General features: G+C 38.3%; 25 protein-coding genes and 1 riboswitch. Of the genes, 22 read left to right on the forward strand and 3 right to left on the reverse strand.

Annotated elements, in window-relative coordinates; all coding sequences use genetic code 11:
* Nucleotides 1–129 precede the first annotated feature (129 nt).
* Nucleotides 130–588, reverse strand: a complete 459-nt coding sequence (locus tag ACERJO_RS08820) for an Lrp/AsnC family transcriptional regulator (protein ID WP_247104338.1) — start codon at nt 586–588, stop codon at nt 130–132.
* A gap of 122 nt (nt 589–710) precedes the next feature.
* Between ACERJO_RS08820 and ACERJO_RS08825 the strand changes: the two genes are divergently transcribed.
* The 3 genes from ACERJO_RS08825 to map all read left to right on the forward strand — a co-directional run bounded on the left by ACERJO_RS08825 (nt 711) and on the right by map (nt 2,450).
* Nucleotides 711–1,121 carry a carboxymuconolactone decarboxylase family protein gene (locus ACERJO_RS08825; protein ID WP_247104336.1) on the forward strand — a complete coding sequence of 137 codons (411 nt, stop codon included), beginning with the start codon at nt 711–713 and terminating at the stop codon, nt 1,119–1,121.
* 88 nt (nt 1,122–1,209) lie between these two features.
* Entirely contained in the window at nt 1,210–1,668 is a 459-nt protein-coding gene (locus ACERJO_RS08830; protein WP_373647257.1) for an MEKHLA domain-containing protein, read from the forward strand.
* Nucleotides 1,669–1,703: 35 nt separating this feature from the next.
* Nucleotides 1,704–2,450 carry a type I methionyl aminopeptidase gene (gene map, locus ACERJO_RS08835; protein WP_247104333.1) on the forward strand — a complete coding sequence of 249 codons (747 nt, stop codon included), beginning with the start codon at nt 1,704–1,706 and terminating at the stop codon, nt 2,448–2,450.
* Between the two features lie 154 nt (nt 2,451–2,604).
* Here the strand turns inward: map and ACERJO_RS08840 are convergent, their stop codons facing one another.
* Entirely contained in the window at nt 2,605–3,015 is a 411-nt protein-coding gene (locus ACERJO_RS08840; protein ID WP_247104332.1) for a GNAT family N-acetyltransferase, read from the reverse strand.
* Between the two features lie 318 nt (nt 3,016–3,333).
* Between ACERJO_RS08840 and ACERJO_RS08845 the strand changes: the two genes are divergently transcribed.
* The 8 genes from ACERJO_RS08845 to ACERJO_RS08880 all read left to right on the forward strand — a co-directional run bounded on the left by ACERJO_RS08845 (nt 3,334) and on the right by ACERJO_RS08880 (nt 11,069).
* Nucleotides 3,334–3,693 carry a PadR family transcriptional regulator gene (locus ACERJO_RS08845; RefSeq protein ID WP_373647258.1) on the forward strand — a complete coding sequence of 120 codons (360 nt, stop codon included), beginning with the start codon at nt 3,334–3,336 and terminating at the stop codon, nt 3,691–3,693.
* Entirely contained in the window at nt 3,677–4,339 is a 663-nt protein-coding gene (locus tag ACERJO_RS08850) for a permease prefix domain 1-containing protein (RefSeq protein ID WP_373647259.1), read from the forward strand. Before ACERJO_RS08845 ends, ACERJO_RS08850 begins: the two co-directional genes overlap by 17 nt.
* A 359-nt stretch (nt 4,340–4,698) precedes the next feature.
* Nucleotides 4,699–5,604, forward strand: coding sequence for a cation diffusion facilitator family transporter (locus ACERJO_RS08855; RefSeq protein WP_247104331.1), 906 nt, complete (start codon nt 4,699–4,701; stop codon nt 5,602–5,604).
* Nucleotides 5,605–5,683: 79 nt separating this feature from the next.
* Nucleotides 5,684–5,852: riboswitch (M-box (ykoK) riboswitch) on the forward strand.
* Between the two features lie 233 nt (nt 5,853–6,085).
* On the forward strand, nt 6,086–6,412 hold the full coding sequence (locus ACERJO_RS08860; RefSeq protein ID WP_373647293.1) for a magnesium transporter: 327 nt from the start codon (nt 6,086–6,088) through the stop codon (nt 6,410–6,412).
* A 313-nt stretch (nt 6,413–6,725) separates the two neighbouring features.
* Nucleotides 6,726–8,087, forward strand: coding sequence for a magnesium transporter (gene mgtE / locus ACERJO_RS08865; protein ID WP_373647260.1), 1,362 nt, complete (start codon nt 6,726–6,728; stop codon nt 8,085–8,087).
* Between the two features lie 176 nt (nt 8,088–8,263).
* Nucleotides 8,264–8,974 carry an MgtC/SapB family protein gene (locus ACERJO_RS08870; RefSeq protein ID WP_247104328.1) on the forward strand — a complete coding sequence of 237 codons (711 nt, stop codon included), beginning with the start codon at nt 8,264–8,266 and terminating at the stop codon, nt 8,972–8,974.
* A 30-nt stretch (nt 8,975–9,004) separates the two neighbouring features.
* Entirely contained in the window at nt 9,005–10,381 is a 1,377-nt protein-coding gene (gene mgtE, locus ACERJO_RS08875; protein WP_373647261.1) for a magnesium transporter, read from the forward strand.
* 247 nt (nt 10,382–10,628) lie between these two features.
* Nucleotides 10,629–11,069, forward strand: coding sequence for an NUDIX domain-containing protein (locus ACERJO_RS08880; protein WP_373647262.1), 441 nt, complete (start codon nt 10,629–10,631; stop codon nt 11,067–11,069).
* 91 nt (nt 11,070–11,160) lie between these two features.
* Here ACERJO_RS08880 and ACERJO_RS08885 read toward each other — a convergent pair whose 3' ends face one another.
* Nucleotides 11,161–11,973, reverse strand: a complete 813-nt coding sequence (locus ACERJO_RS08885; RefSeq protein WP_373647263.1) for a PaaX family transcriptional regulator C-terminal domain-containing protein — start codon at nt 11,971–11,973, stop codon at nt 11,161–11,163.
* A 188-nt stretch (nt 11,974–12,161) separates the two neighbouring features.
* Between ACERJO_RS08885 and pdhA the strand changes: the two genes are divergently transcribed.
* The 11 genes from pdhA (at nt 12,162) to ACERJO_RS08940 (ending at nt 23,898) form a co-directional block, all read left to right on the forward strand.
* Nucleotides 12,162–13,136: a pyruvate dehydrogenase (acetyl-transferring) E1 component subunit alpha gene (gene pdhA / locus ACERJO_RS08890; protein ID WP_373647294.1), complete on the forward strand. Its 975-nt coding sequence runs from the start codon at nt 12,162–12,164 to the stop codon at nt 13,134–13,136.
* A gap of 113 nt (nt 13,137–13,249) precedes the next feature.
* Nucleotides 13,250–13,939, forward strand: a complete 690-nt coding sequence (locus ACERJO_RS08895; RefSeq protein WP_373647264.1) for an HAD family hydrolase — start codon at nt 13,250–13,252, stop codon at nt 13,937–13,939.
* A 251-nt stretch (nt 13,940–14,190) separates the two neighbouring features.
* On the forward strand, nt 14,191–15,150 hold the full coding sequence (locus ACERJO_RS08900; protein WP_373647265.1) for a YncE family protein: 960 nt from the start codon (nt 14,191–14,193) through the stop codon (nt 15,148–15,150).
* 4 nt (nt 15,151–15,154) lie between these two features.
* Nucleotides 15,155–15,841: a response regulator transcription factor gene (locus ACERJO_RS08905; RefSeq protein ID WP_373647266.1), complete on the forward strand. Its 687-nt coding sequence runs from the start codon at nt 15,155–15,157 to the stop codon at nt 15,839–15,841.
* Nucleotides 15,838–17,223 carry a sensor histidine kinase gene (locus ACERJO_RS08910; protein ID WP_373647267.1) on the forward strand — a complete coding sequence of 462 codons (1,386 nt, stop codon included), beginning with the start codon at nt 15,838–15,840 and terminating at the stop codon, nt 17,221–17,223. Before ACERJO_RS08905 ends, ACERJO_RS08910 begins: the two co-directional genes overlap by 4 nt.
* Before the next feature lie 478 nt (nt 17,224–17,701).
* Entirely contained in the window at nt 17,702–17,857 is a 156-nt protein-coding gene (locus ACERJO_RS08915) for a hypothetical protein (RefSeq protein ID WP_373647268.1), read from the forward strand.
* 29 nt (nt 17,858–17,886) lie between these two features.
* Complete coding sequence (locus tag ACERJO_RS08920) at nt 17,887–18,360, forward strand: FixH family protein (protein ID WP_247104318.1); 474 nt, start codon at nt 17,887–17,889, stop codon at nt 18,358–18,360.
* 226 nt (nt 18,361–18,586) lie between these two features.
* On the forward strand, nt 18,587–18,880 hold the full coding sequence (locus ACERJO_RS08925) for a DUF3951 domain-containing protein (protein ID WP_373647269.1): 294 nt from the start codon (nt 18,587–18,589) through the stop codon (nt 18,878–18,880).
* A gap of 246 nt (nt 18,881–19,126) precedes the next feature.
* Entirely contained in the window at nt 19,127–20,458 is a 1,332-nt protein-coding gene (locus ACERJO_RS08930) for an extracellular solute-binding protein (RefSeq protein WP_247104316.1), read from the forward strand.
* A gap of 76 nt (nt 20,459–20,534) precedes the next feature.
* Nucleotides 20,535–22,355 carry a cache domain-containing sensor histidine kinase gene (locus ACERJO_RS08935; RefSeq protein ID WP_373647270.1) on the forward strand — a complete coding sequence of 607 codons (1,821 nt, stop codon included), beginning with the start codon at nt 20,535–20,537 and terminating at the stop codon, nt 22,353–22,355.
* Nucleotides 22,345–23,898, forward strand: a complete 1,554-nt coding sequence (locus ACERJO_RS08940) for a response regulator transcription factor (RefSeq protein WP_247104314.1) — start codon at nt 22,345–22,347, stop codon at nt 23,896–23,898. The genes ACERJO_RS08935 and ACERJO_RS08940 overlap by 11 nt, the downstream gene beginning before the upstream one ends.
* The last annotated feature ends 70 nt before the right edge of the window (nt 23,899–23,968 follow it).

Consider the following 23,968-nt stretch of genomic DNA (forward strand, 5'->3'; position numbering starts at 1 on the left):
TATAGAAAGATAAGACTTGATAAAAATCTTAGGAACTTAATCACGTTGGCTGTGAATTCAGAGAAGTGCTTAGACTTCGCTTGTTACACGCTCTACTTTCAGAAAATCCTCAAGCTTTTCGTTGAAAACCTATTCTGATTCCGATGTCGAAACACTAGTATATTTCTGGAAGGTTGGTACTTGTGAGAAAATGAAATGTGTAACGGTTTGTGCGTATGGATTCACTTCTTCTATAAATTTCTCTGCTTGAGAAAAGTTTTCAAAGTGTATTTTAAGCATAAAGCATGCATCTCCGGCTATGCGATAACAAAAATCTATATTTGGAAGTGTTTGAATGAATCTTTTAAAAGCTTCATAATCTCCGTTTTTCACGGTTGCTTCGACGATACATTGAATGGGTAAGCCTAATTGGTGATAGTCAAGTTCTAATGTATAGTTCTTAATAATACCGAATGATTCCATTTGTCTTACTCGTTCTGTAACAGAAGGTGATGACAAATGGACTCTTCTTCCAAGTTCACTCATTGATAAGCGACTATTCCTGTTTAATTCATCAATTATTTGTCTATCAATTTCATCAATTTTCATTTTGAAAGTAAAACTCCTTTATTAATTATTTTTTTAAATGAAATGACCATTTAATCATATTGAATTTAATGTGAATTAAGTGATTTGTTTTCTATAATTAATATAACAAGGAGGGGTAGTAAATGACAAGAATTCAGAAATCAAGTTTTGGAAATACATCATTTCAACAACTTTTAGGTCATAATATCGATGTCATGAATAGCTGGTCAGATTTAGGGAGTGTGCTAGAGAGAGATGCTTTGCTATCTTCTAATTTAAAGGAACAAGTAAGAAGAACGTTAGCACAAAGTAATGGGTGTGAGTATTGTAAAGCAAAAGGAAAGCCTGATCCCAACAAATTTGACTTAAAAACGTCTATTGCAGTAGGTTTTGCAGAGGTGTTTTTAAAGCAAAGGTCTTCGATACCAGACTCATCATTTAATATTTTACAGCAGTATTTGACCGAGGAAGAAATTAGTGAGTTGTGTGCCTTTATCGCTTTTACTACGGCATCACAATTTTTTGGTGCAATGATGAAGTTGAAAGAGGAATAGAATCAATACGATTTAATTTGTAAAGAGTTAAGGTTTATACTTATTATTGTAATATGTGTAAATGTTTACAGAAGGGGAAGAGTTGTAGATGAACATGTCTAAGAATGGATACACGGAGCAGCATGTCATACGATTAAACAATAGCTTTAAACGATGGATCGGTCGAGATTTAATACCTTTAGATAAAAATAAAAACTATTTACAGCAGTTCATGGAAAGTAAAACAGTGATCTTGTCACATGGAATTGAAGCTGATCCTATACTTAATTTTGGTAATCAAGCTGCACTGACATTATGGGAAATGGATCGAGCCACTTTCTTAAAAACCCCATCACGCCTGACTGCTGAACCTACGGAAAGAACGGCGAGAGAGCATTTCATTAGACAAGTAAAAGAAAATAATTTTGTTGATCATTATACAGGGATTCGGATTTCGAATACAGGGAAGAGGTTCTATATTAAACAAGCGATAGTTTGGAACATGATTGATGAGAAAGATCATTATTATGGGCAAGCTGCAGCATTTGCGGATTATGAATACGTATAAGTATTTTAGAATCCCATGAAAAAAAGGAGGAAATCATGATTACACTAAAAAGTGAAAGGGAAATTCGTTTCATGCATGAAGCAGGTAAGTTACTCGCTTCATGTCATAAGGAAATTGCAAAAATGATCAAGCCTGGGATGACAACTTTGGAAATTGATCAATTTGTAGAAAAATATTTACTGAAACATGGTGCAACGCCGGAGCAAAAGGGCTTTAATGATTATCAATTTGCAACGTGTGCTTCAATTAATGATGAAATTTGTCATGGTTTTCCTAGAGCTCAGCCTTTGCGTAATGGTGATCTTGTGACAATAGATATGGTCGTGAATTTACATGGTGGTTTAGCTGATTCGGCATGGAGTTATATAGTTGGAACTGTTCCTGACAAAACGAGAAGGCTGTTGGAGGTCACTAAAGAGTCTCTTTATAAAGGAATTGAAAAAGCCTATGTCGGAAATCGGTTAGGAGACATCGGACACGCTATTCAAACATACGTAGAGAGTGAAGGCTTTTCGGTTGTCCGTGATTTCACAGGGCATGGTATAGGTCCAACCTTGCATGAGCCACCACAAGTTCTCCATTTCGGTGAACCAGATACAGGAAGGAAGCTAAAGGAAGGCATGGTCATTACTATCGAACCAATGGTAAATGAGGGAAGTTGGCATAGTCAAATGGATATAAATGGATGGACTGCTAGAACTAGAGATCGCAAGCTTTCGGCACAGTTTGAACATACGATTGCTATTACGAAGAAGGGACCTTTGATACTAACGGAGCAGTAAATGAGAGTGACAGAGGTTCCTTGATTGATTATGAAATACTTAACTAAAAGAATGATTTTGATAAGCTAAGAAAAGAATGAAGTCATATTCATAATATGATTGATGAGTAGAATGAAGGATAAAAGCATTTCTAGATGGTAATTCAGTTGCAGGGCTATTGCCTTCTAGCAATTTTAAATCCGTTATCAATAGGTTTAAAACCAATTTTCGGATAATAGTCCATAGCTGTTGGGGAAGATAAGAGAATCAGTGCCACTTCCTTGCTAAGCTCTGCCTGTACGTATCGTATTAGTTCAGTCCCGATCCCGTGATGCTGATAGTCTTTATCAACTGCTAGATCAGATAAGTAACAGCAATAGCTGTAGTCTGTTATGGCACGTGCTATACCGATGAGTCGATTTTGATGTCGAGCTGTTATGAGAATATCAGCATTGTCAATCATTTTTTGCAATCGAATTAGGTCATCGGTAGGTCTTTTAATGCCAGAGTTTTTGAACACACTAGATAATTCACCTGCTGAAATGTGTCTTTCATTTTGGTATGTTATGTTGATTGGATGGCTCATTTTTGCATCCCCCTTTTATTGTCCATTTATATTTTACCATATTTAGGTTAAATATAGACAGAGGGTTAGTACTCAATGAAAGAAGATCCTGAAAGAGTTGTCTCGTTTAAGCAATGAGTTACGTGTGAGGCTTTAAATTATTCCAATAGTATAAAATAATTAACGTCCGGTTAAGCTGGGACGTTTTTTTATTTTGGGACAATATTTTGAAATGAAAAGATAGGGATTTCAATCATAATAAGGGGGGGGTATTTATACCATATTACTTTGACAGACACAGTAATGTGGTATAAATTATATTACAGGAGGTGAAAGAGTATGTCGAATAAGATATCAACAGATTTAATTCGTGGTCATACAGACACGATCATTTTGAATATTTTGCGACAGGAAGATAGTTACGGCTATCAAATTTATAAAACCATTATTCAATTGAGTCAAAATCAGTATGAATTAAAAGAAGCAACGTTGTATACAGCTTTTCGACGGTTGCAAAAGGAAGGGATGATTACATCATATTGGGGAGATGAAACGCAAGGTGGGCGAAGAAAGTATTATCGACTTACTGACGAGGGAGCTAATCGTTATGTAAGGAGTAAAAAGGATTGGCATTTTGCTAAAGGTGTTTTAGATCAATTAATTGAAGGAGGAATTAAGACAAATGAAGAATCGCATTAATGGTACGCAAAAGGTGAAAGTATATGTAGATCGTTTATTTGTTGGCATAGGTGATAGTCAACAGCTGTTTGATCTAAAGGAGGAGTTAACGACTAATTTAAGTGAAAAGATGAGTGATTATAAAAATACAGGTATGACGGAAGAAGAAGCCTTTAAAGAGGCAATTCGCTCGTTAGGTGATTTGAGTGCATTAGTTAATGAGATGAGGGAAATTGGTCAAAATCAAGCGAAGCAAGCCGTCTATACATCCATGTCATCACGTGTTTCAGCTGCTGGAATCGTTATCGGTACATTAATTATTCTGTTTGGATTGCTGACCTGTGCTATGTTGTACTCCATGGGTTTATCGATGGATATTTCATCTAGTGCGCTTATTTTCGTAGTAATTGGTGCACCATTGGTCATTTATAGTGTATTAACAAGAGAATCAAAAACGAAATATGCGATGAATAGAGTGAGAGCTCTACTTTATAGCATTGCGATTGGAGTGATTTTATTTAGTATTTTAGTAACGGCTTTGTCTGGATTTGCAACTGGTGAAGTGTTTATTGCAATGAGTGTGTTTATGGTCTTTTTCTTAATTGGAATTGGAATATGGTTAAGCCTTCTGTTTACAGGGACAGGAAGGAGAAAAGAAGGTGTTTAAAGTTGGCGGTTGTTGTAGGTATGAAGAAGCCGTCTTATTGTAAAGACGGCTCAAACAAATTGTGCATATGAATCCTAATTGGCGTTAGGATAATGGTGAGAAGTGTTGGTGCACTTCTCACATAATTATACAGAAACTTCGCCTGAATTTCTAGAATGCAGGATTACTATAGGACACAACAACAGTTAAATGTTTCCCCAAACCAAATCTCTTGCTGTTATTTAGCTATTTTCACTGCGAGTAAGAAGTGTTCAACCTCACAAAAAGGTTGCTGTAGACCCACACGATATTCATCTGATAGGATGTAAAAGCACCTAGAAAAAGGGTGAAGATCGTATCGAAGTGGGGTGTATAAAAAGGTGGATAATCAGTTTAAACAAGCGGAGGTAGCGACATGGATAGGGATTGTGGTTAATGCATTGTTAGCTATCATGAAAGGTATCGTTGGCTGGCTTTCAGGGAGTCGGGCGCTTATTGCTGATGCTGCTCATTCTGCATCGGATGTAGCGGGTTCAATTGCCGTGCTAGCTGGGCTGCGTACTGCACAAAAGCCTCCTGATAAAGATCATCCGTATGGTCACGGAAAAGCAGAAAATGTCGCTACGATTATTGTTGCCCTGCTTTTGATTATCGTAGGAATTGAGATTGCGGTATCCTCTGTGCAAGGGGTGTGGGGACAGGCTCCTCAAGCACCGGGCGGAATAGCCCTCATCGCGATTGTGATCTCGATTGTTGCCAAAGAAGTGATGTTTCAATACAAATATCGCTTAGCGAAAAAAATAAATAGCTCCGTTTTGTTAGCTGAAGCATGGCATCATCGTTCAGATGTTCTTTCTTCCATCGCGGCATTTGTTGGGGTATTAGGAGCGATATTTGGTGAATATCTAAATATCCCTATCTTAATTTACTTAGACCCGATTGCGGGTATTCTCGTTTCACTATTGGTTATAAAAATTGGCTACAGCTTAGCAAAGGAATCAAGCATGATTATGATGGAGCAAGTACTAGCCCCGGAGAAGACAACTCCATTTTTACAGACGGTTCGTTCGGTGAAAGGTGTTATGAGAGTCGATGAATTGTTAGCAAGAACACACGGCCATTATATTGTAATTGACTTGAAGGTAAGTGTAGGATCTCACTTAAGTGTTGAGGAAGGGCATCGTATTTCGAAATTAGTTAAAGAAGCGCTAATGTCGGAACATTCAACGGTTAAGAAGGTCATGATCCACATTAATCCTTATCAAATGGATCGTCCTGCTACATAACTGGCCTGAGCCTTATTTTATATTTATTAAAAAAATATTGACAGCATAGACATTCTGCTGTAGCATTTGCATTGTTAATTAAATACCTCGTTAGGTGAGGCTCCTGTGCAGGAGATACGCTGCTGCCCAAAAACGTCCAAAGACGCCAATGGGTCAACAGGAACTATCGACATAAGGTGGTTCTTAATGTAGCTGGATCATAGATCCTATGCCGCACAGTGCTAAAGCTCTACGAATGGAGGGAATAGACGCTTAGTTTGCTGTGTCTGAATGGTTGGCATGTTTATGTTGATCGCTGGATACTGCCTAATTTTGCTGCGTGTAAAGACATCTTCATTCGTTGAAGATGTCTTTTTTTGTTGGCTTCCTTTCAATACTTAGCGAGGCAGTTGGAGGTGATGTGAATTGGATAGTGGTCCTGAACCCGAGTCATGTATGAAGTATGTGAAGGAAAATGAAAATAAAGATGACATGAAGTCCAATTCATGTCAAATTTGAAAAGTGGAAGAAGCATTTAGGGAAAGAAGTACTTGTCGGGATTAGTATGGGGTCGGTTCTAGGGATAACAGCTTGTTTCATCGCTTACTTTTGGCAAGGGATATTTGCACTAGGATTGGTCGTTGGTCTCTCTTTATTCTTTACGATTACAATTGCGACAACGATTGGTTTTTTAATTCCATACATCCTAGTTAAATTGGGCTTTGATCAAGCAGCTGGTTCTGACCCTTTCATTACGACTATTAAAGATGTTACAGGTCTGTTCATTTACTTTGGCTTAGCAACCACACTATTAGCGCATGTGATGTAAAAAAATGACAAATACTTTCGGGTATTTGTGGTTCGAAGTTTAAATCTAATCATTTCGATCTCATACGAATAGCTTTTGTTTTGAAACATGCTAAAAGGGAATTCCTTATAAACGTCATTTTTAAATTGTAATTGTGTTTTGTGAATATGAAGGTGTGGTATGAAGAGATGATGGAAGTATAAATCATCGCTTCAGAAAAAGACTATGAAAGAGGGTTCCTTTCTCATGTTTAACGAGGGGCATGAAATTGTAACGATATTAATCGTGCCGTGTGTTTATTGGTAGGAAGGAACCCTATGAAGGAGGATTCATTATGGTTAAATTAAATGCACAAAACCGTGAGCAATATGAACAGCTCATTTTAGATACACTCGAAGCCGGGGATCATAAACAATTTTTAGAAACCTTTTTAGAATTGCATCCAACTGATCAGGTCGATTTCTTTATTAAATTAGAGGATGCTAGAAGAAAACGTGTTTATGACTATTTAACAGCTGAAGATTTTTCTCATATTTTTGAAGGATTAGAAATTGATGACCAGAAGCGTATTTATCAAGAGTTAGATGAACAGTACTCATCTGAGATGTTTAACAATATGTTTGCTGATGATGTCGCTGATTTCTTAGAAGTTATGACAGGTGGAAAAGCAGAAGATATTTTACAGAGAATGGATCAAGAAGAGGCGCAGGAAGTAAAAGAATTGTTGGCATATGCTCCTGAAACAGCAGGTGCTGTCATGACGAAGGAGTTTGTTAGTATTACATCAACTGAAGTAGTATCAAATGTCATTGATACGCTAAGAAAGGATGCTCCTGATGCGGAAACGATCTATTATTTATATGTCGTTGATGATGTAAAAAAATTAGTTGGTGTTATTTCTTTAAGAGATTTAATTACAGCACAGCCGACTGAAACGATTGAAAATGTGATGGGGACAAGAGTCGTTTCTGTCGATGATGATATGGACCAAGAGGACGTTGCTCAATTAATTAAGAAATATGATTTCTTAGCTGTTCCTGTTGTTTCCAAGCAAAATCATTTAGTCGGAATTATTACGGTAGATGATGTCATTGATATTCTTGAAGAAGAGACAACGGAGGATTTTGGAGAAATTTCAGCAGCAAAAGGGGCAACGGATGTAAATGTTAGTTCGTTAAAGGCCGCTCGCAGACGTTCGCCATGGATTATTATGCTCATGTTTTTTGGACTTATTACAGCTGGGGTCATTGGGCAATTTGAAGAAACATTAGAAGAAATTGTCTTATTGGCAGTCTTTATCCCGCTTATTATGGATTCAGCTGGTAATACGGGTACGCAATCACTAGCTGTTGCAGTCCGTGGTTTAGCACTTGGCACGATTAAAAAAGGGAGTATTGGAAAGATGGTTCGCCGAGAGTTCGGTACAGGTATTATGCTCGGCTTAATATGTATGGCTGTATTAGCGATTACCGTTACGATTATGTATCAGCACTGGGTGCTCGCGCTGATTGTTGGGTTTTCAATTTTCTGTACACTTAGTATAGCGACTGTGATCGGAGCGACCGTTCCATTAATCATTAATAAGTTAAAGCTTGATCCTGCTATCGCCTCAGGCCCATTTATTACGACAGTTAACGATATCCTTGGATTGTTAATTTATTTCTCAATTGCAACGGCACTTCTTGATTTCTTGTAAATCGGTTATGTTGTATCTTTCTAAAATGTATGCATCTCACATTCGAGAGGGAGTTCGCTTATTCGTAAAAGGTCACTGGAAATGAATGATGCTTCTTTTTCAGTGATCTTAGTTATATATATTATGGAAAATGAGATGGGAGAGTCCTATCTTATTGATGGGAGAAGGTGAGTTCAATGTTATTTGAAGTAGAAATTGTCATGAAGTTAGCTCTTGCTTTGTTCTTAGGTTTGTTGATAGGGATAGATCGTCAATTGAAGCATAAGCCATTAGGGTTAAAAACGTGTATGATCATTTGCGTGGCGAGCTGTATGATTACAATTGTTTCAATTGAATCCTTTCACAAATTCGCTACTCCGACCTATCATGCAATGGATCCTATGCGTTTGACTGCTCAAATTGTGAGTGGTGTTGGTTTCTTAGGGGCCGGTGTCATTTTGCGAAGAAATAACGATATCATTTCAGGGTTAACAAGCGCTGCGGTTATTTGGGCAGCTTCTGGATTAGGCATTGCTGTTGGGGCTGGTTTTTATTTTCTGCCTATTACCGCTATAGTGTTGATGATTTTAGCGATTAATGTCATTCCTCCTGTCTTAAAAATCATTGGACCACCTGCCTTACGTCAACGAGACGTCCTTGTAAAAGTCATAATGGAGCCGAACTTGAAGATTACGGAATTAGTTAAAGCTATTGAACATAAAGATCAGGGCCTATCTGAGCAAGAAAAAAGTGACATTACGATCCGAAATCTGAAGTTGAAGGATTTAGAGAACGGCAATCAAAAAATAGAATTGAAGGTATCAGCACCAGAAAAACAATATACAACTGAAATTTATTATTTGATTAAAAAAATTGATCATGTCATCTCTGTTGAAATTGAACATTGATGATCAATTGATAGAAAGGAGGTAGGGAAGATGAAAAAGGTGACTATGAAAAATCGCGAGGAATATACGTACTATTTATTCTTATCTTTAAAAAACAAACAAAAAGATGCCTTTCGTGAAGAGTTTCTTGACCTGCATCCAACTGATCAAGTTGAAATCTTTAAACAGATGAACAACGAAAAACGTAAGGCAGTCTATGGTTATTTATTAGCCAAAGAATTTGCGGAACTATTTCAAGGGTTATCCTTACATGAACAAAAGCTAGTATTTACTGAACTCGAGGATGAGTATGCTCTAGAAATGCTAAAGCAGTTACCAGCTGATGATATTACGGACTTCTTTAGTGAAATTCCTGAGCATATTTCAAAGTATTTGTTAAACAGCATGAATGCTGCGGAAGCAGAAAATATTAAATTTCTGCTTTCTCATCAGGATGATTCAGCAGGTTCCTTAATGACGACTGAGTATATAAGTGTTTCCCCGACTGCAACGATTGACGAAGTGATGGAGCAATTGCGACAAGAAGGAATGGGAGCAGAAACGATTTATTATATCTATGTAGTGGATCAATCTAACAAGCTGATTGGTGTTGTTTCCTTGCGTGAGTTAATTTCAGCATCATTGCAGTTGACGATTGAACAGGTGATGAAAGAACAAGTCGTGACCGTTTTTGCGACAATGGATCAAGAACATGTGTCAAAGGTGATAAAAGACTATAATCTATTAGCTGTACCTGTCGTTAGTGAAGAGGATCAGTTGATCGGAATTATAACGGTTGATGATGTGCTTGATGTGCTTGATGTGCTTGATGTGCTTGATGATGAGGTAAGTGAAGACATTGGCGAGTTCGCTGCAGCTAGAGGAGCTTTAGATCTAGATGTAAGTTCATTTGTAGCAACAAAGAAGCGCTTGCCGTGGTTAGTTCTGTTATTATTAATTGGAATGCTAACAGCAGGCTTAATTGGAACGTTTGAGGCTACTTTAGCTGAAGTTGCTTTATTAGCGATGTTTATTCCACTCATTGCTGATATGGCAGGCAATACAGGAACACAATCACTTGCTGTCGTAGTTCGTGGCTTAGCATTAAATCATTTTGATCGAGATTCTATCATCCGATTAATAAAAAGGGAAACAGCCACTGGTCTAATGATGGGAATTGTATGTGGAATAATCGTATCGTTGATTGCACTATTTTTATCACAAGGAAGTTCAATATTAGGCTTCGTTATTGGTGTTTCTCTATTTGTCACGATTTTGTTTTCCACTCTTTCGGGAACGATCATCCCATTACTCATTCATAAGTTAAAAATTGATCCAGTTGTTGCATCTGGCCCTTTTATTACGACGATTAATGATATTATCGGGTTGTTTGTGTATTTTTCAATTGCAACGTCCTTACTACATTAATTTTGAATGTGTGTGTATTTGCTATTGGAAACCTGAGTATAATCTAGTAAACTAATAGGGAACTGGAAAATTGTAGCTAGGGTTCCGCTAGTAATGAGGTCTGTGACCGAGGGCTACATCTTTTACGATAAGTAAAAGGCACCTATTGACATAAAAGGTCCGAGGGGAAAGGTTCAGTGTATTTGTCATACACTGATTTCTTTCTTTTCGGATCTTTTTTTGTCGTATTCAAAAGGAGGATAAGGATATGAAGAAAATTGATGAGATTCGAGCAGGTGTTGCAGTTGTAGTATTGGATAAGGATCAAAGAGTTCTCCTGCAAAAAAGAGCAGATGTAGGGTTATGGGGGATTCCTTCTGGTCATATTGAAAAAGGTGAAACGGTGGCAGAGGCCGCGATCCGTGAAGTGAAGGAAGAAGCGAACTTGGATATAAAAATTGTGAAACTGATTGGTGTATATTCAGAACCGGAATCGCAATTGTTTATATATCCGAATGGAAGAGTCGTACATTTTATTACGACATGCTTTTTAGCGGAAGTTGTAGGTGGCTCGTTATGTTGCTATTCGGATGAATCGTTGGATATGGATTTTTTTGATCAAAGAGAGATACCAGAGAATTTACTCACGATGCACCCTAGATGGTTGGAGGATGCGATGGCTGAGCGAGATTTAGCTTTTATTCGCTAATTTTTCATGATAACGTCCATGAGGAAAGGGACTGAACCGACTCAGTACCCTTATACAGAGAGATCTCAACGATTTGTTCGTTATTAGACCCTTATTTTGAAGGGCAAGTCATATATCGATAATAGGGAGAATTTTTTGGCATTTGCTTAATGAGAGACAGGATGCTTGAATCGATTGAATGAAGAACGTGTGTCCCTATCCAGCTTCCTGGTAAGAATTCAGGTGGAAGCATAGGGTCTATTTCGATCAATTCATTGCGCATTTCAGTTAACAATAAATAATGAGATAAGAGCGTTGAAGGCTCATTTGAAACTAGTGAATCTTTGCACGGGTATGTTTGTTTTAAATATTGCTGCTTTTCTATATATGCTTGTTCAATTTGATTGAGGTTCCAAATCTTACTTGCTTGATTGGAACCCGATCCCCCTTCAGGGCTAATGGAATTAAAGTGAAACGTATCGCTTGATAAAATCGTGACATAGTTTTCTATTTCAAGGGAATCTATGATTGTTAATACTTTTGATGTGACATCCCAAGGATAGATATATACGCCTTTATATAGCTGACCAAAGCCAAGTTGAGTAATCTTAATACGAAATGCATCACGCTTTTTTCGGATTGCTTCTGGAATTTCAATAAAAACAAGGTGCCACCTTTGATCCCACTTCTTTTCGTAAAAATTCTCTTTGCCGCTAAAGAGTTGGTGTACCTCAAATCCGTTTGCAGTAATGGAGTAAATACCTCGCTTTGGCGATGATATGCACGATTGCTTTTTTAATTTGGATAATGTGTTTCGAATCGATTGTGGTGTGTAGTTCATTGATTCTAATATGGTAATCAGTTCTTTTCCTGATATGTCAGTGTTCATGGAAAGTAAGTGCAATATTTGTTTTTCTACAGCCACCTTATTCACCTCTTATTTCAAATCATAACGGATTTTGCTAATTATTCAAGTGTGAAAGAATCATTGACATCCTTTCAGTTATTATATAATATGATTTAAAACGATCGTATTATAATTAATTATAAAAGGGTGTGGATAATGTGAAAGGCAGACAAGGTAGTGAACATTTATATGAGCGAATTCAGCTAATTAGTGAAGATGGCGATCTATTAAATCGTGATAGATTGCCAGATATGAAAGAGGAGGAGCTTAAGCTATTAATGAAAAGAATGGTATACACACGTACAATTGACCAAAGGTGTATTTCATTAAATAGGCAAGGTCGATTAGGCTTTTATGCTCCTGTTTCTGGACAAGAGGCGACGATGGTGGGTACACATTTTGCTTTGGAGAGGGAAGATTGGATTTTACCTGGTTACCGCGATTTACCACAGTTGCTCTTCCACGGAGTCCCATTATCTCAACTATTTCTTTGGTCAAAGGGCCATTTTAAAGGTGGGCAAAAGCCAGACGATGTCAATGTAACACCCCCACAAATTATTATCGGGGCACAAATTGTTCAAGCAGCTGGTGTTGGTCTTGGACTTAAAAAGAAAAAGAAGCAGAGTATTGCGATTACATATACAGGAGATGGTGGGTCGTCTCAAGGGGATTTTTACGAGGGGCTTAATTTTGCTGGTGTTTACTGTGCACCTGTCATTTTTGTCGTACAGAATAACCAATTTGCCATTTCGACGCCAGTTGAAAAACAAACAGCTTCACAATCGATAGCTCAGAAGTCTGTTGCAGCGGGCATCAAAGGTATTCAAGTAGATGGAATGGATGTGTTGGCAACGTATTTAGTAACAAAGGAGGCAAGAGCAAGGGCGATAGCGGGGAAGGGGCCAACCTTAATTGAAGCGATTAACTATCGATTTGGACCACACTCAACCTCTGGCGATGATCCAACAAAATATCGAACCGAGGAATTAGATCAAGAGTGGTCGAAAAAAGATCCGATTGTGCGGTTTCGTACATTTCTAGAAAGGCGAGGTCTCTGGTCGAACGAGCAAGAGCAATCGGTAATTGAACAAGCTAAGGAAGATGTAAAGGAAGCAATTAATAAAGCTGAATTAGAAAAGAAGCAAACAGTTGCTGATTTGATGAAACATATGTATGAATAGATACCTAAGCATATAGAAGAATAATGAACAGAGAGATAGAGGGTATGCGTAAGAAATTTATTCATTGATTAAGAGAGAATGGGTGACTAGAATAGATTTATAATGAAGAACGAATGATGGTAGGTGTCGCGATGATCTTTTTTGATATTGATGGGACGTTGCTTGATCACGATCGTGCGGAGGAGCTAGCAGCCGTAGCCTTTTATCGTGAATATAGCCAGGTAATACAGTTAGCTGAAATTGATTTTGTCTCACGTTGGAAAGAAGTTTCTGAGTACTATTACAATCGCTTTCTTGAACAGAAGCTATCCTTTCAAGAGCAAAGACGAGAGCGTGTAAGAGAGATTTTATTGAGACAAGTTAATGATGAAGAAGCGGACGTAGCCTTTGGTTCGTATGTTGATGCGTATAAACAGAATTGGTCTGCCTATGACGATGTGAATCTATGCTTACAACAGCTAATAGCAAATGGCCATTCACTTGGTGTGATTAGTAATGGAGATCTTCTTCAACAAAAGGAGAAGTTGAAACAAGTCGAGCTTGAGCATTATTTTAGCTGCATCGTCACGTCTAGTGAAGTAGGTGTATCCAAGCCTGATCGGGAAATATTTGTAGCTGCTTGTAATAAGGCTGATGTAGAAGTAGAACGTTGTTATTACATTGGTGATCGATTAGACATTGATGCGCTAGCAAGTATACAGGCAGGGATGAAAGGAGTTTGGCTTAACCGCAAGAAGGAAGAGCCTCACGCTGTTGTTCGCATGATTCATGGATTAGAAGAATTTGGTGAAATGATTGAATGATTAGGTTGAGGAAGAAGTAGATAGATTCGCGGGTGGCGCTGGCTTCGCACGTTACCCGTTTTTCTGAAAGATCCTAACCCCAACTTTTATAAAAACAAGAAACCGCTGTAACGGCTCCGTACGCCTCTTTAAGGAAATGAAGCTGTTGCGTTCTTTCTTATTTCAATCTTTCTTCACAATTGCATGCTAAAATGAGGAAGTAAGGGTTATTGAAAGGTTGTTATGTGTAAATTCTAAAGTAGGAGGACACCATGAAGCGTTTTGTTATAGTAGTCGCTTTTTTTCTTATCGTGTTAAGTAGTTGTGATGAGCAACGGCTGGAAACGCCGAGTGAAGCTCCTTATTTGATGGCTGCACATGTGAAGGAAGAGTCGCTAGTGTTTATTGATACAGACCGTTATGAGGTGCTACTGAAGGATGAAAGCCCTGTTGCGATTACTGAGATGGTGAGTATTGGGGATGGGCAAGTATTAGTGACAAGCAAAGAGGGCGAATCGTTAATGGTCATTCATCTCCATGAAGGCACGATATCTCCATTTGTTCATCTAAATGAGGGATTAACGTCACTACTTTATGATGAAGAGAAAGGCCAAGCGTATGTTGCAGATACAGTCAATCATGCTGTGCATTTGATTGACGTGAGCCAACAGGAACGATTGGCGAGTATGGAAATAGGGGCACATCCAGTTGACTTTGTGTTATCGAAAGATGAGCTATTTGTACTTAGTGGAGATGAGCATGAAGTGATAGTCGTTGATCGACACTTACAGGAGGGCTTGCGTGCGTTTTCAGTCGTCGAACGACCAGCAGGACTGTTTCATGATGGAGAACAGCTATGGGTTGGGGGACATGGTCCTTTCGGTGAGTTGAATCGCCACATTTATTCGTATGATCCGAATAGTGGTGAGCTCATGGACGAAATTGAAGTAGGACTAATGCCAATTGCCTTCTATGGAGATGATACATCTCCATATTTCTACGTGCTTTGCCATGGCGAGCACTCCATTTATCAAATTGACTCAAGGTCGAATGATGTTGTTAATAAACTCGAGGTAGGGCAAAATCCGAATCAGATAATCGGAAATGAAACGTATTTGTACGTATCCAATTTGGATAGTGATACCATTTCGATTATTGATCGAGAAACATTTGAAGTGATTACGGAGCTTGCGGTGTCAGCAGGGCCGTATGCAATGGTGTTGGAGGAATAAATGGATGAGCGAGCTTACGTATGTATTAGTTGTTGATGATGAAGTGGAGCTATTAGAGCTAGTGAAGACCTATTTACGAAAAGAATCCTATGCAGTGCTGACAGCAACGAGTGGGCGTGAAGCGATAAACCTCATGCACCGATATAAAGTTGAGTTTGTTGTACTAGATGTGATGATGGATGATATGGATGGGTTTACGGCGTGTGAGCGAATAAGGTCTTTTTCACAGGTGCCGATTTTAATGTTAACAGCAAGAAGTGGTGAAGAGGATAAAGTAAAAGGACTTAAGCTTGGTGCGGATGATTATATGGTGAAGCCATTTAGCCCTCGTGAGCTTATTGCGAGGATAGAAGCGGTGCTGCGACGATCCGAACGAATGAACGTGCAGTCGAATCGGTTAAAGATGAATGAGCTTGAGGTTGATGTGAATGGGAGGGTAGTATTTGTTAATAAAGAGCCAGTGCGACTGACACGAAAGGAATATGACTTGTTACTGTTCTTACTTGAGCATCGGGGACAAGTATTTACTAGAGAGCATCTTCATGAACGAATATGGGGAATGGATACGGAAATGGGGACGTTACGTACGGTGGATACACATGTGAAAACGATACGCCTAAAGTTAAAATCAGCAGGGGCACTTCTGCAAACAGTTTGGGGTGTCGGTTATAAAATTGAGGAGTCCTCATGAAACAGAGGTCGATTCAATTCAAGGTGTGGTTCGCTATCGTTGCGATCATCGTCGTCGTTATTGGTGCAGCAGTTTGGCTTATTTCGTTTTTGTATGATGAGCTTTATATTGATAAGCAAATGGAATTGCTTATTACCGAAGGAGAGCATTTAGCTGCCTATTATGAAAGGTACGGGATGACGGATGCTTTCCTTGAACGTTTGGAATGGTCTAGTGAAAATAGTGGATCGGATGTTATCTTTTCAAATGATCCGATGGAACTTGGAAGTGGCTCTCCCTTTGAACCTTCTTCAGATGAACATATGATTACGTTTACTGAACGGCAGTCATTACTCGATGGTGAGACGGTTGTGATGGTACGACCTCATCCTCATTTTAATCAAGATATTCTAGGGGTGGCCATTCCGCTATTTGAAGAAGGTCAATTGTCAGGCTCTATTTTATTATCGATGCCGCTATCAGAAGTGTATGAACCGTTTGAGCAAATTCGAACTCTTTTAATCGTGTCGATTCTGATCGTAATGGTCGTGATTGTATTTATCGCTACAAGAGGTATTCACCACGTTGTCGCTCCCATTAGTGAAATGAAGCGTGTTTCCATACGGATGGCTGAGGGGGATTTCTCAGAACGGATCGAAGTAAAGAGTACGGATGAGCTAGGTGAGTTAGCTGATTCGTTTAACCGATTGTCACAAGCACTTGAGGAAGTAGAGGATAGCCGACGTGCTTTTTTGGCGAATGTCTCCCATGAGCTTCGCACCCCATTAAGCTATATGAAAGGATATGCAGAAGCGTTGGAGGAAGGGGTTATTGCACAGGATAAAGGGTTGAGTATGATTCAGTCTGAATCCAAGCGTTTAGAGAGACTCGTCAATGATTTGCTCGATTTGGCTCAACTTGAAGGCGAGTCATATCCATTATCCATAGAACCTATTGCTCTTGCGCAACTTGTGCATGATGTTCTTGAGTCGATCGAAGTGGCAGTGAAACAGAAGCATTTGCAGCTTGAATTAAAGCTGGATGAGGGGAGCATTATTGAAGCTGATCGTGATCGAATCGAACAAGTCATTCGGAACTTAATGGATAATGCGATTCGCTATACGGTATCCCATAAGAAAATTAATGTGACTTTACACGTTAAGGATCAGTGGAGTGAGTTAACGGTTGCTGATGAGGGTATTGGTATTCCAGAGAATGAACTGAAGGCGGTAACGGAGCGCTTTTACCGCGTGAATCAAGCGAGATCACGAAAAAGTGGTGGAACGGGACTGGGTCTTGCGATCGTATCGGAAATTGTGAAGAAGCATAATGGAGAGTTTGAGCTTCATTCTGTTGAAGGAGAAGGGACTCATGCGGTTGTTCGATTAAGAAATTTAAAGTAAGAGGTCGATATGACCTCTTACTTGTATAATAAGAAGTTTGGCTACTCTAAGAAAGTCAGTATGTTATTTAGAGTATAGCTTTTCTTATCATTTTTGTTCCTCATTCTGCTTCTTAATTTCTCCTAAATAATTGAGGATTAAGTAATTTTGTTCCATGATTTTATGGTTTTGTTCTCGTAATCTAACATAAGCCCAGATGAATATAAGTAAACAAATAAGCAGTAAAATAAAAAACATGTAATCCTCCCACATAATATGTTGTTCATCTTTAGTTATGTTAACATATTTAGGAAGAGATAGCATGATTCTCAATCCTCCAGTATGTTAACCATCGATAAAAAGTGGTTAACCTTTTTGCGGATAAGTGCTGGAAATGTATGATAGTAAGTAAATCACGTCTTTTTTAAGGACTTCATTTTTATTTCACATTCTTATTTTACACTTTAACCATGAGGAATGATTTAGTTGTGGAGACTTGATGAGAAGACGAGTCACTCTCGCTTCCTCAGGATCTCCGCTAAAGACGAAGGATGATAGCAGGAGGGTGATCTATTTCATTATGCTTGCTTTTGGTATAGTGATGCCAATGGTACGTATTTCGATTGTTGTAGTTGTAAAGGCGAGTTATTCTTAATATAGAGAGAAGAAAGGGTTTTAGTGAACATGAAAAAAGCTAGTTGGAGTGTCGTATTATTAGTGATGGTATGTTTGTTAGTGGCTTGTGGTGGAGAGGAGCAGGAGGACGTTCAAAATGATGGGGTTCCTGAAGTTGTTGAAGTCGATATTATGCTGCCAGAGATTACTCCTGGAGAAGAAGTGATTCTTCAAACAAAGGTTACACAAGGTGATGAGAATGTTGACGATGCCGACGAAGTGGAGTTTGAAGTTTGGGAGCATGGAAAAAAGGATGAAAGTGACATGATTTCAGGTGAGCACCAAGGTGACGGAGTTTATGAGATTTCATATATGTTTGCTGATGATGGGATATACAATGTGACGAGTCACGTAACAGCAAGAGGGATGCATGTGATGCCAACGAAGCAAGTGATTATTGGAGATGTTTCTGAGGAAGAGTTGGAACAGTTAGAGGAAGAGCATGCACATGATGAAGATAACGAACATGAACATCATCATTAGAACTTAAGTGGGAAATCAATGAGTGTACCTCTATCCGGAAACGGTCAGATTTCCTCCTTTTTATTGGGGGAAATCAGTTAACATTTCTGGTTTACAATTGACATCGCGCGTGGGGATAACATGTTTACAAAAGAGAATGGTGAGTGGGAGCACTGTGAAAAGTTTGGTTATTAACTTTTTTTGGTGCAATTAAAGCAATACGCGAAACCGTTGCAGCCTGATACGAGTGGACTTATCGAATCAGGCTGCAACGAATGAAGCCATTACTACTCAAATGAAAGGCACTGGTAGGATGATGTTTTATATAAGCTTGTACGTTATATTTTTCACTTTTCTTCTTGTTGTCGTTGGTCTCACCTCTTACAAAATGATTAAATCTAAAACGATTCCTGATAATAACTTTACGCCATTTGATTATATAATGGCACAATCTCCTGTTGAACTTCATGAAGAGAAGGAACTTAGAGAAGAAGAGGATGAACAGGGAGATGGTAATGGCCCGTTTATAAAGAACAAATAAAGTAAGCTCTCTCATCTTTGTAGAATAGAGAGCTTTTTTGTTCGAGCCAATTGATGAATGAAAAGAAGTCTTCGTAATGAGAACTATTACAATAATGATGTGATTATTACATGAGAATGTTCTTGTACTCTATATCAACTTTCAAAAAATACTGATATAATCTTAACTTCATAGGATATTTATGAAACAACGGTTATGTCATAATTCAGTTGTAAGCGATTACAAATGAATTGGGGGAGATGCACGATGAAAGTGAAAGGATTAAATAAGGTCTTATTATTAGGGTTGTTCGCTATGTTGGTTGCCCTTTTAGTGGCATGTGGTGGGGAAGATGCTAGTTCAGATGGAGATGAAGGTACCGCTGATGATACGAATAATAGTAATGATGGAGGAGAAGTGATCGAGCTAAGCTTTTGGGCTTCTGCCAATCCAGACCGTGATGATTTCATTTTTACGATGGATCAAGTCGAGAAATTTAATGAGGAACATGATCATATTCATTTAAATGTCGAGACAACGGCTCATGCTGATTACCGTACAAGGTTAAATACACAAGCGGCTGGTGGGCAATTACCTGATATTTTTCAAGTGTTTCCTGGTGCTGAATTAAGTCCACTTGTAGATGGAGGAGCCGTTCATTCACTTAATCACATTAGAGATCATTGGCTTGAGGATGGATTGTTAGATGAAGTGGCACTTGAAGATTTTAGCTTTGATGGGGAGACCTATGCGATACCATCTGTACAAAATCCAACAAGCTTTGTGTTCTATGATAAGGATATGATTGCTGAGCTTGGTTATAGTGAATTTCCAGATACGTATGATGATTTCTTGTCATTAATCGTTGATTTACGAGATTCAGGTACAACGCCAATTTCACTTGGTAATTCTGCGCCTTGGGTGCTGCAGTCAGTATACATTTCAACGATTGCTGATCGATTTACAGGAAACGATTTCTTAGAAGATGTTTTTGCAGGAGAGCGTGCTTTTACAGATCCTGATTTTGTTAGTGCGCTTGCAGTCATTGAAGAGCTAACGGAGATGGGTGCATTTAATGAAGATTTAAATACAATGGATTCCAATCAGATGATTGAATATTTCTTGCAAGGGCGTTCAGGTATGGTGATTGACGGAAACTGGGGTGCGATTAGTATCCTAGCAAATATGCCTGAAGATAAAAATGTGGGAATAGCAATTATTCCATTAGGTGATACAAATACCGTTTCAACGGTATACGGAAATGCATGGTCATTAAATTCTAACTTAGAAGGAGAAGAGCTTGAAGCAGCAGAAACGTTCATGAAGTGGATGTTTAGTGAAGATCATTATCAAGGTCTAATTGGTTTAGGAAGGGTAGTAGCAGCAGATGTCGATGTTCCTGACGATATTGAATTTGATGAATTGTTTGCTGATATGCTAGAGCTAACGAATACAGCGCCACCAGCACCTGTATATGACGCTGTTCTACCACAGGCGGTTAATAATGTCCTTGAAAATGAGCTACAAGCCATTACGATTGGACGGTCAACACCTGAAGAATCTGCTCAGAAAATTCAAGAGCAAGTGAATACAGAGTGATATAATAGATGCTAAAGTAGAGTATTTCTTATTGGGAGTACTCTACTTTTACTAAATGAGGCCAGGAGAATCGCGCATGAATAGATGGAACCCTTTTTATCATTGGAGCTTAAAGAGAAAGTCGATGGTTATTATGCTGTGCTTTATTTTTTTACCGACGTTGATTGTTAGCTTATTAATTTATTATCAATCGAATCAATTATTTAAACAGCAAGTGATTGATCGAACTCAGCAAAATTTAAACAATATGGAATCAAGTTTGGTATCGATCATGGAGGATGTAGAGGATATATCTGGCTATATCATTTTTAGTAATGAATTCCGAGACTTTATGACCCTACCAATGGATGATCAAAATTATTATGAAGATATTCATCGTCTTCAAGATCATATTAAGGGTTTTTTTACATTTCATTTAAATAATAAAAGTTATTTTGACTCGGCGAGTATTCAAGGTGTCAATGGTACGGATTTACATGTTGGTGAACGCTTAAATAGTGATGAAACACATTGGGATCAGCTAGCGATTGAGCGTGAAGGACGTATTTTCTGGAGCGAGCCATATGAGGTCTCTAGAACTGGATGGGGATATGATGGTCAACAAGTGATTTCATTAGTTCGTGTGATTAATGATAATTATGAAATTAAGAAGCCGAATGGTTTAGTTCGAATTCGTTTAGATTCACGCGAATTAATGAAATCAGTTACAAATGGTTATGTTGATGAAAGCAATGAAACCTTTTTATTAAGAGATAATGGTGTCGTCATGTTTCATCAAGACCAAAGCAAAGTGGGGAAACCTTTTCCGAATCAAAAGTTAGTTGAGGTCGTTGACCAGAACGAGGCTGTCGTAACCTTCCAGCATAATAGAGAAGATTATTATGCGGTCATTCGTAACGTCAATGATCAGCATATTGGAATGTCATTAGTTTCATTAGTGAGAGAAGATTACATCTTAGGAGAATTTGCTGGCATTCGTTATACGATGGTTGTAGTGATTTCAATTGTAATGCTGTTGACGATTGTTGCGTTTGTCGGATTTGTATGGACAATCGTTAAGCCAATTATTGAACTGACAGAGCAAACGAAGCGATTTGAATATGGCAATTTTAATGCCAATGTAAAGGTAAGAACAAATGATGAAATTGGTAAGCTTGGCTCGCATTTTAATGCAGCAGTTTCTCATATTCAACGATTAATTGAGACGAAGTATAAGCTAGAATTGCAAAATAAAGAATCAGAGCTAAAGGCATTGCAAAGTCAAATTAACCCACACTTTTTATATAACACATTAGATATGATTCGTTGGACAGCACGAATTGAGAATGCACCTGATACAGGGAAAAGTATAGAAGATCTTTCTAGACTGTTTCGAATCAGCTTAAGTGAAGGTAGAGTGTGGATTTCTCTCAAGGATGAATTCGCATATGTTCAAAGTTACCTTGAGCTTCAGAAAAGACGGCTAGCCGGTCAACTTCATTACTTTATAGCAGTCGAAGCAGGAATCGAGCAGGCACTTGTGATGAAAATTATCATTCAACCATTAGCGGAAAATAGTATACAGCATGGCTTTAAACGAACCCATCCAAATAAACGAATGTATATACGAGCTTACCGTACGAAGCAAGGGGTAGCGATTGATGTGATTGACAATGGAATAGGGATGAATGTGAATGAAATCAAGCATTCTTTATTTCATTCACAAAATGAACGAGATGGGGGAGGATACGCATTACGAAATATTCACAATCGAATTGTTCATGCGTTTGGAAAAAAGTACGGATTAGAATTGATTCATCAAGAAATAGGAGCATGCATCCGGATTCATTTACCTTTTATAGAAAAAGACTATGAGTTACAAAGAATACTTGAGGGGGAGGATGTCAATGATGATTAAAATGTTGATTGTCGATGATGAGCCCATTATATGCCAAGGGTTGGCGACGACAATTCCATGGGAGACGCTTGGGATAGATTTAATTGGAATGGCACATGATGGGAACGAAGCGCTACCTTTTTTAGAAGATGGGGTCGATCTCATACTTACGGATGTTTGTATGGAGGAAATGGATGGCTTAGAGCTTTCAAAATATGTCTGTGAGAATTTTCCAAATACAAAAATTGTTATGATTAGTGGCTATGATGAATTTCAATATGCGAGGCAGGCGATTCGCTTAGGGGTTGAGGACTATTTATTAAAGCCTGTGAACATTGATGAGCTTGTTGAGCTAACAACGAAATTGAAGCAAGAAATTATCGAAAAGCAAAAATTGAGTCAAGCTGAGCAACCGAAGCGTATTTCTGAATATGTGATGCATCACCTTTTCGATACTCCCTTTTCTTCTAGCAGTTTAAAGGATAAGGAGCTGTTAACTTCTCCTTATCGGTTAATGATAACAGAGTGTGTCGATTATCATTACTTATTGGAAGTACTATCGAAAGGGGAGCTAGACCAGCTTAAGGATGACTTTAGAGTTTCACTTGATGAAATGTTGACTGAGTTCGAGGTTGAGCATGTGACATTTTCAGGGAATGAGAATGAATGGGTAACGGTTTGCTATTGTCCTGATGAACGTATGCTCGATTTGAGTCAATTTCAACAGCTATGTGATAAGCTGCAAAAAAAAGTAACTCATCCTCTTCGCTTTGGCATCTCTAACCTTGAAATGGAATTATCGAATGTATTACGTGTATATGAACAGGTATCGGATGTGCTCACAGATGGACGAAGTGAGAATACATCATTATTTTCTGTTCATATGCACAGATCTGAAAAGAAGGAGCTTTCCTATCCGAAGGAGATGGAAGCTCAGCTGCGACAAGCGATCATGGCCGGAGATGAATCGTTACTACAGGAAACGGTTGATCAGTTGTTTATTATGTGGCAGGAGCAAGGTGTGATATTAGAGCAAATATTATATACGTGTCGTGAGATGGAATTAATGTTGAAAAGTCGGATCAAGGAGCTCACTTCTTCAAGTAAAATGGATCAAGTCATCTTTCATCTCCAAGAGAGAGTTGATTTGCACATTGTCAATTCAATGTCAGCAATGAAGCGGTTATTCATAGGTGATTTGCATTGTTTGTTGCAAAGCATCACCCATCATGAAGGAGACAACTGGATGATGATTCAAATACAAGATTATATAAAAAAACATTTTCAACTCGATTTGAAAGCGGCTGATATTGCTGAAAAGCATTTTATAACACCAAACTATTTTAGTGTGCTTTTTAAACAAGAAACAGGAAAGAGCTTCTCGGAATATGTAAATTCTTTACGCATTAGAAGAGCGAGTGAGCTGTTATCAGAAACATCGAATAAAGTATTTGAAATAGCTGAATACGTCGGTTATAAGGAGTATAAGTACTTTGTACAAGTGTTTAAAAAGCATGTAGGTGTAACACCGACTCAATTTAGACGTATGCATGCGAATAAATAAGAAAAATACAGATGTTTTCTTAATTATGAGGATTTTTTGTTATGGATGTCGCCTTTATAATGGTTTTATG

The sequence above is a fragment of the Halalkalibacter sp. AB-rgal2 genome, from assembly GCF_041821005.1.
In the GTDB taxonomy this organism is placed as follows: Bacteria; Bacillota; Bacilli; order Bacillales; family Bacillaceae_D; genus Halalkalibacter.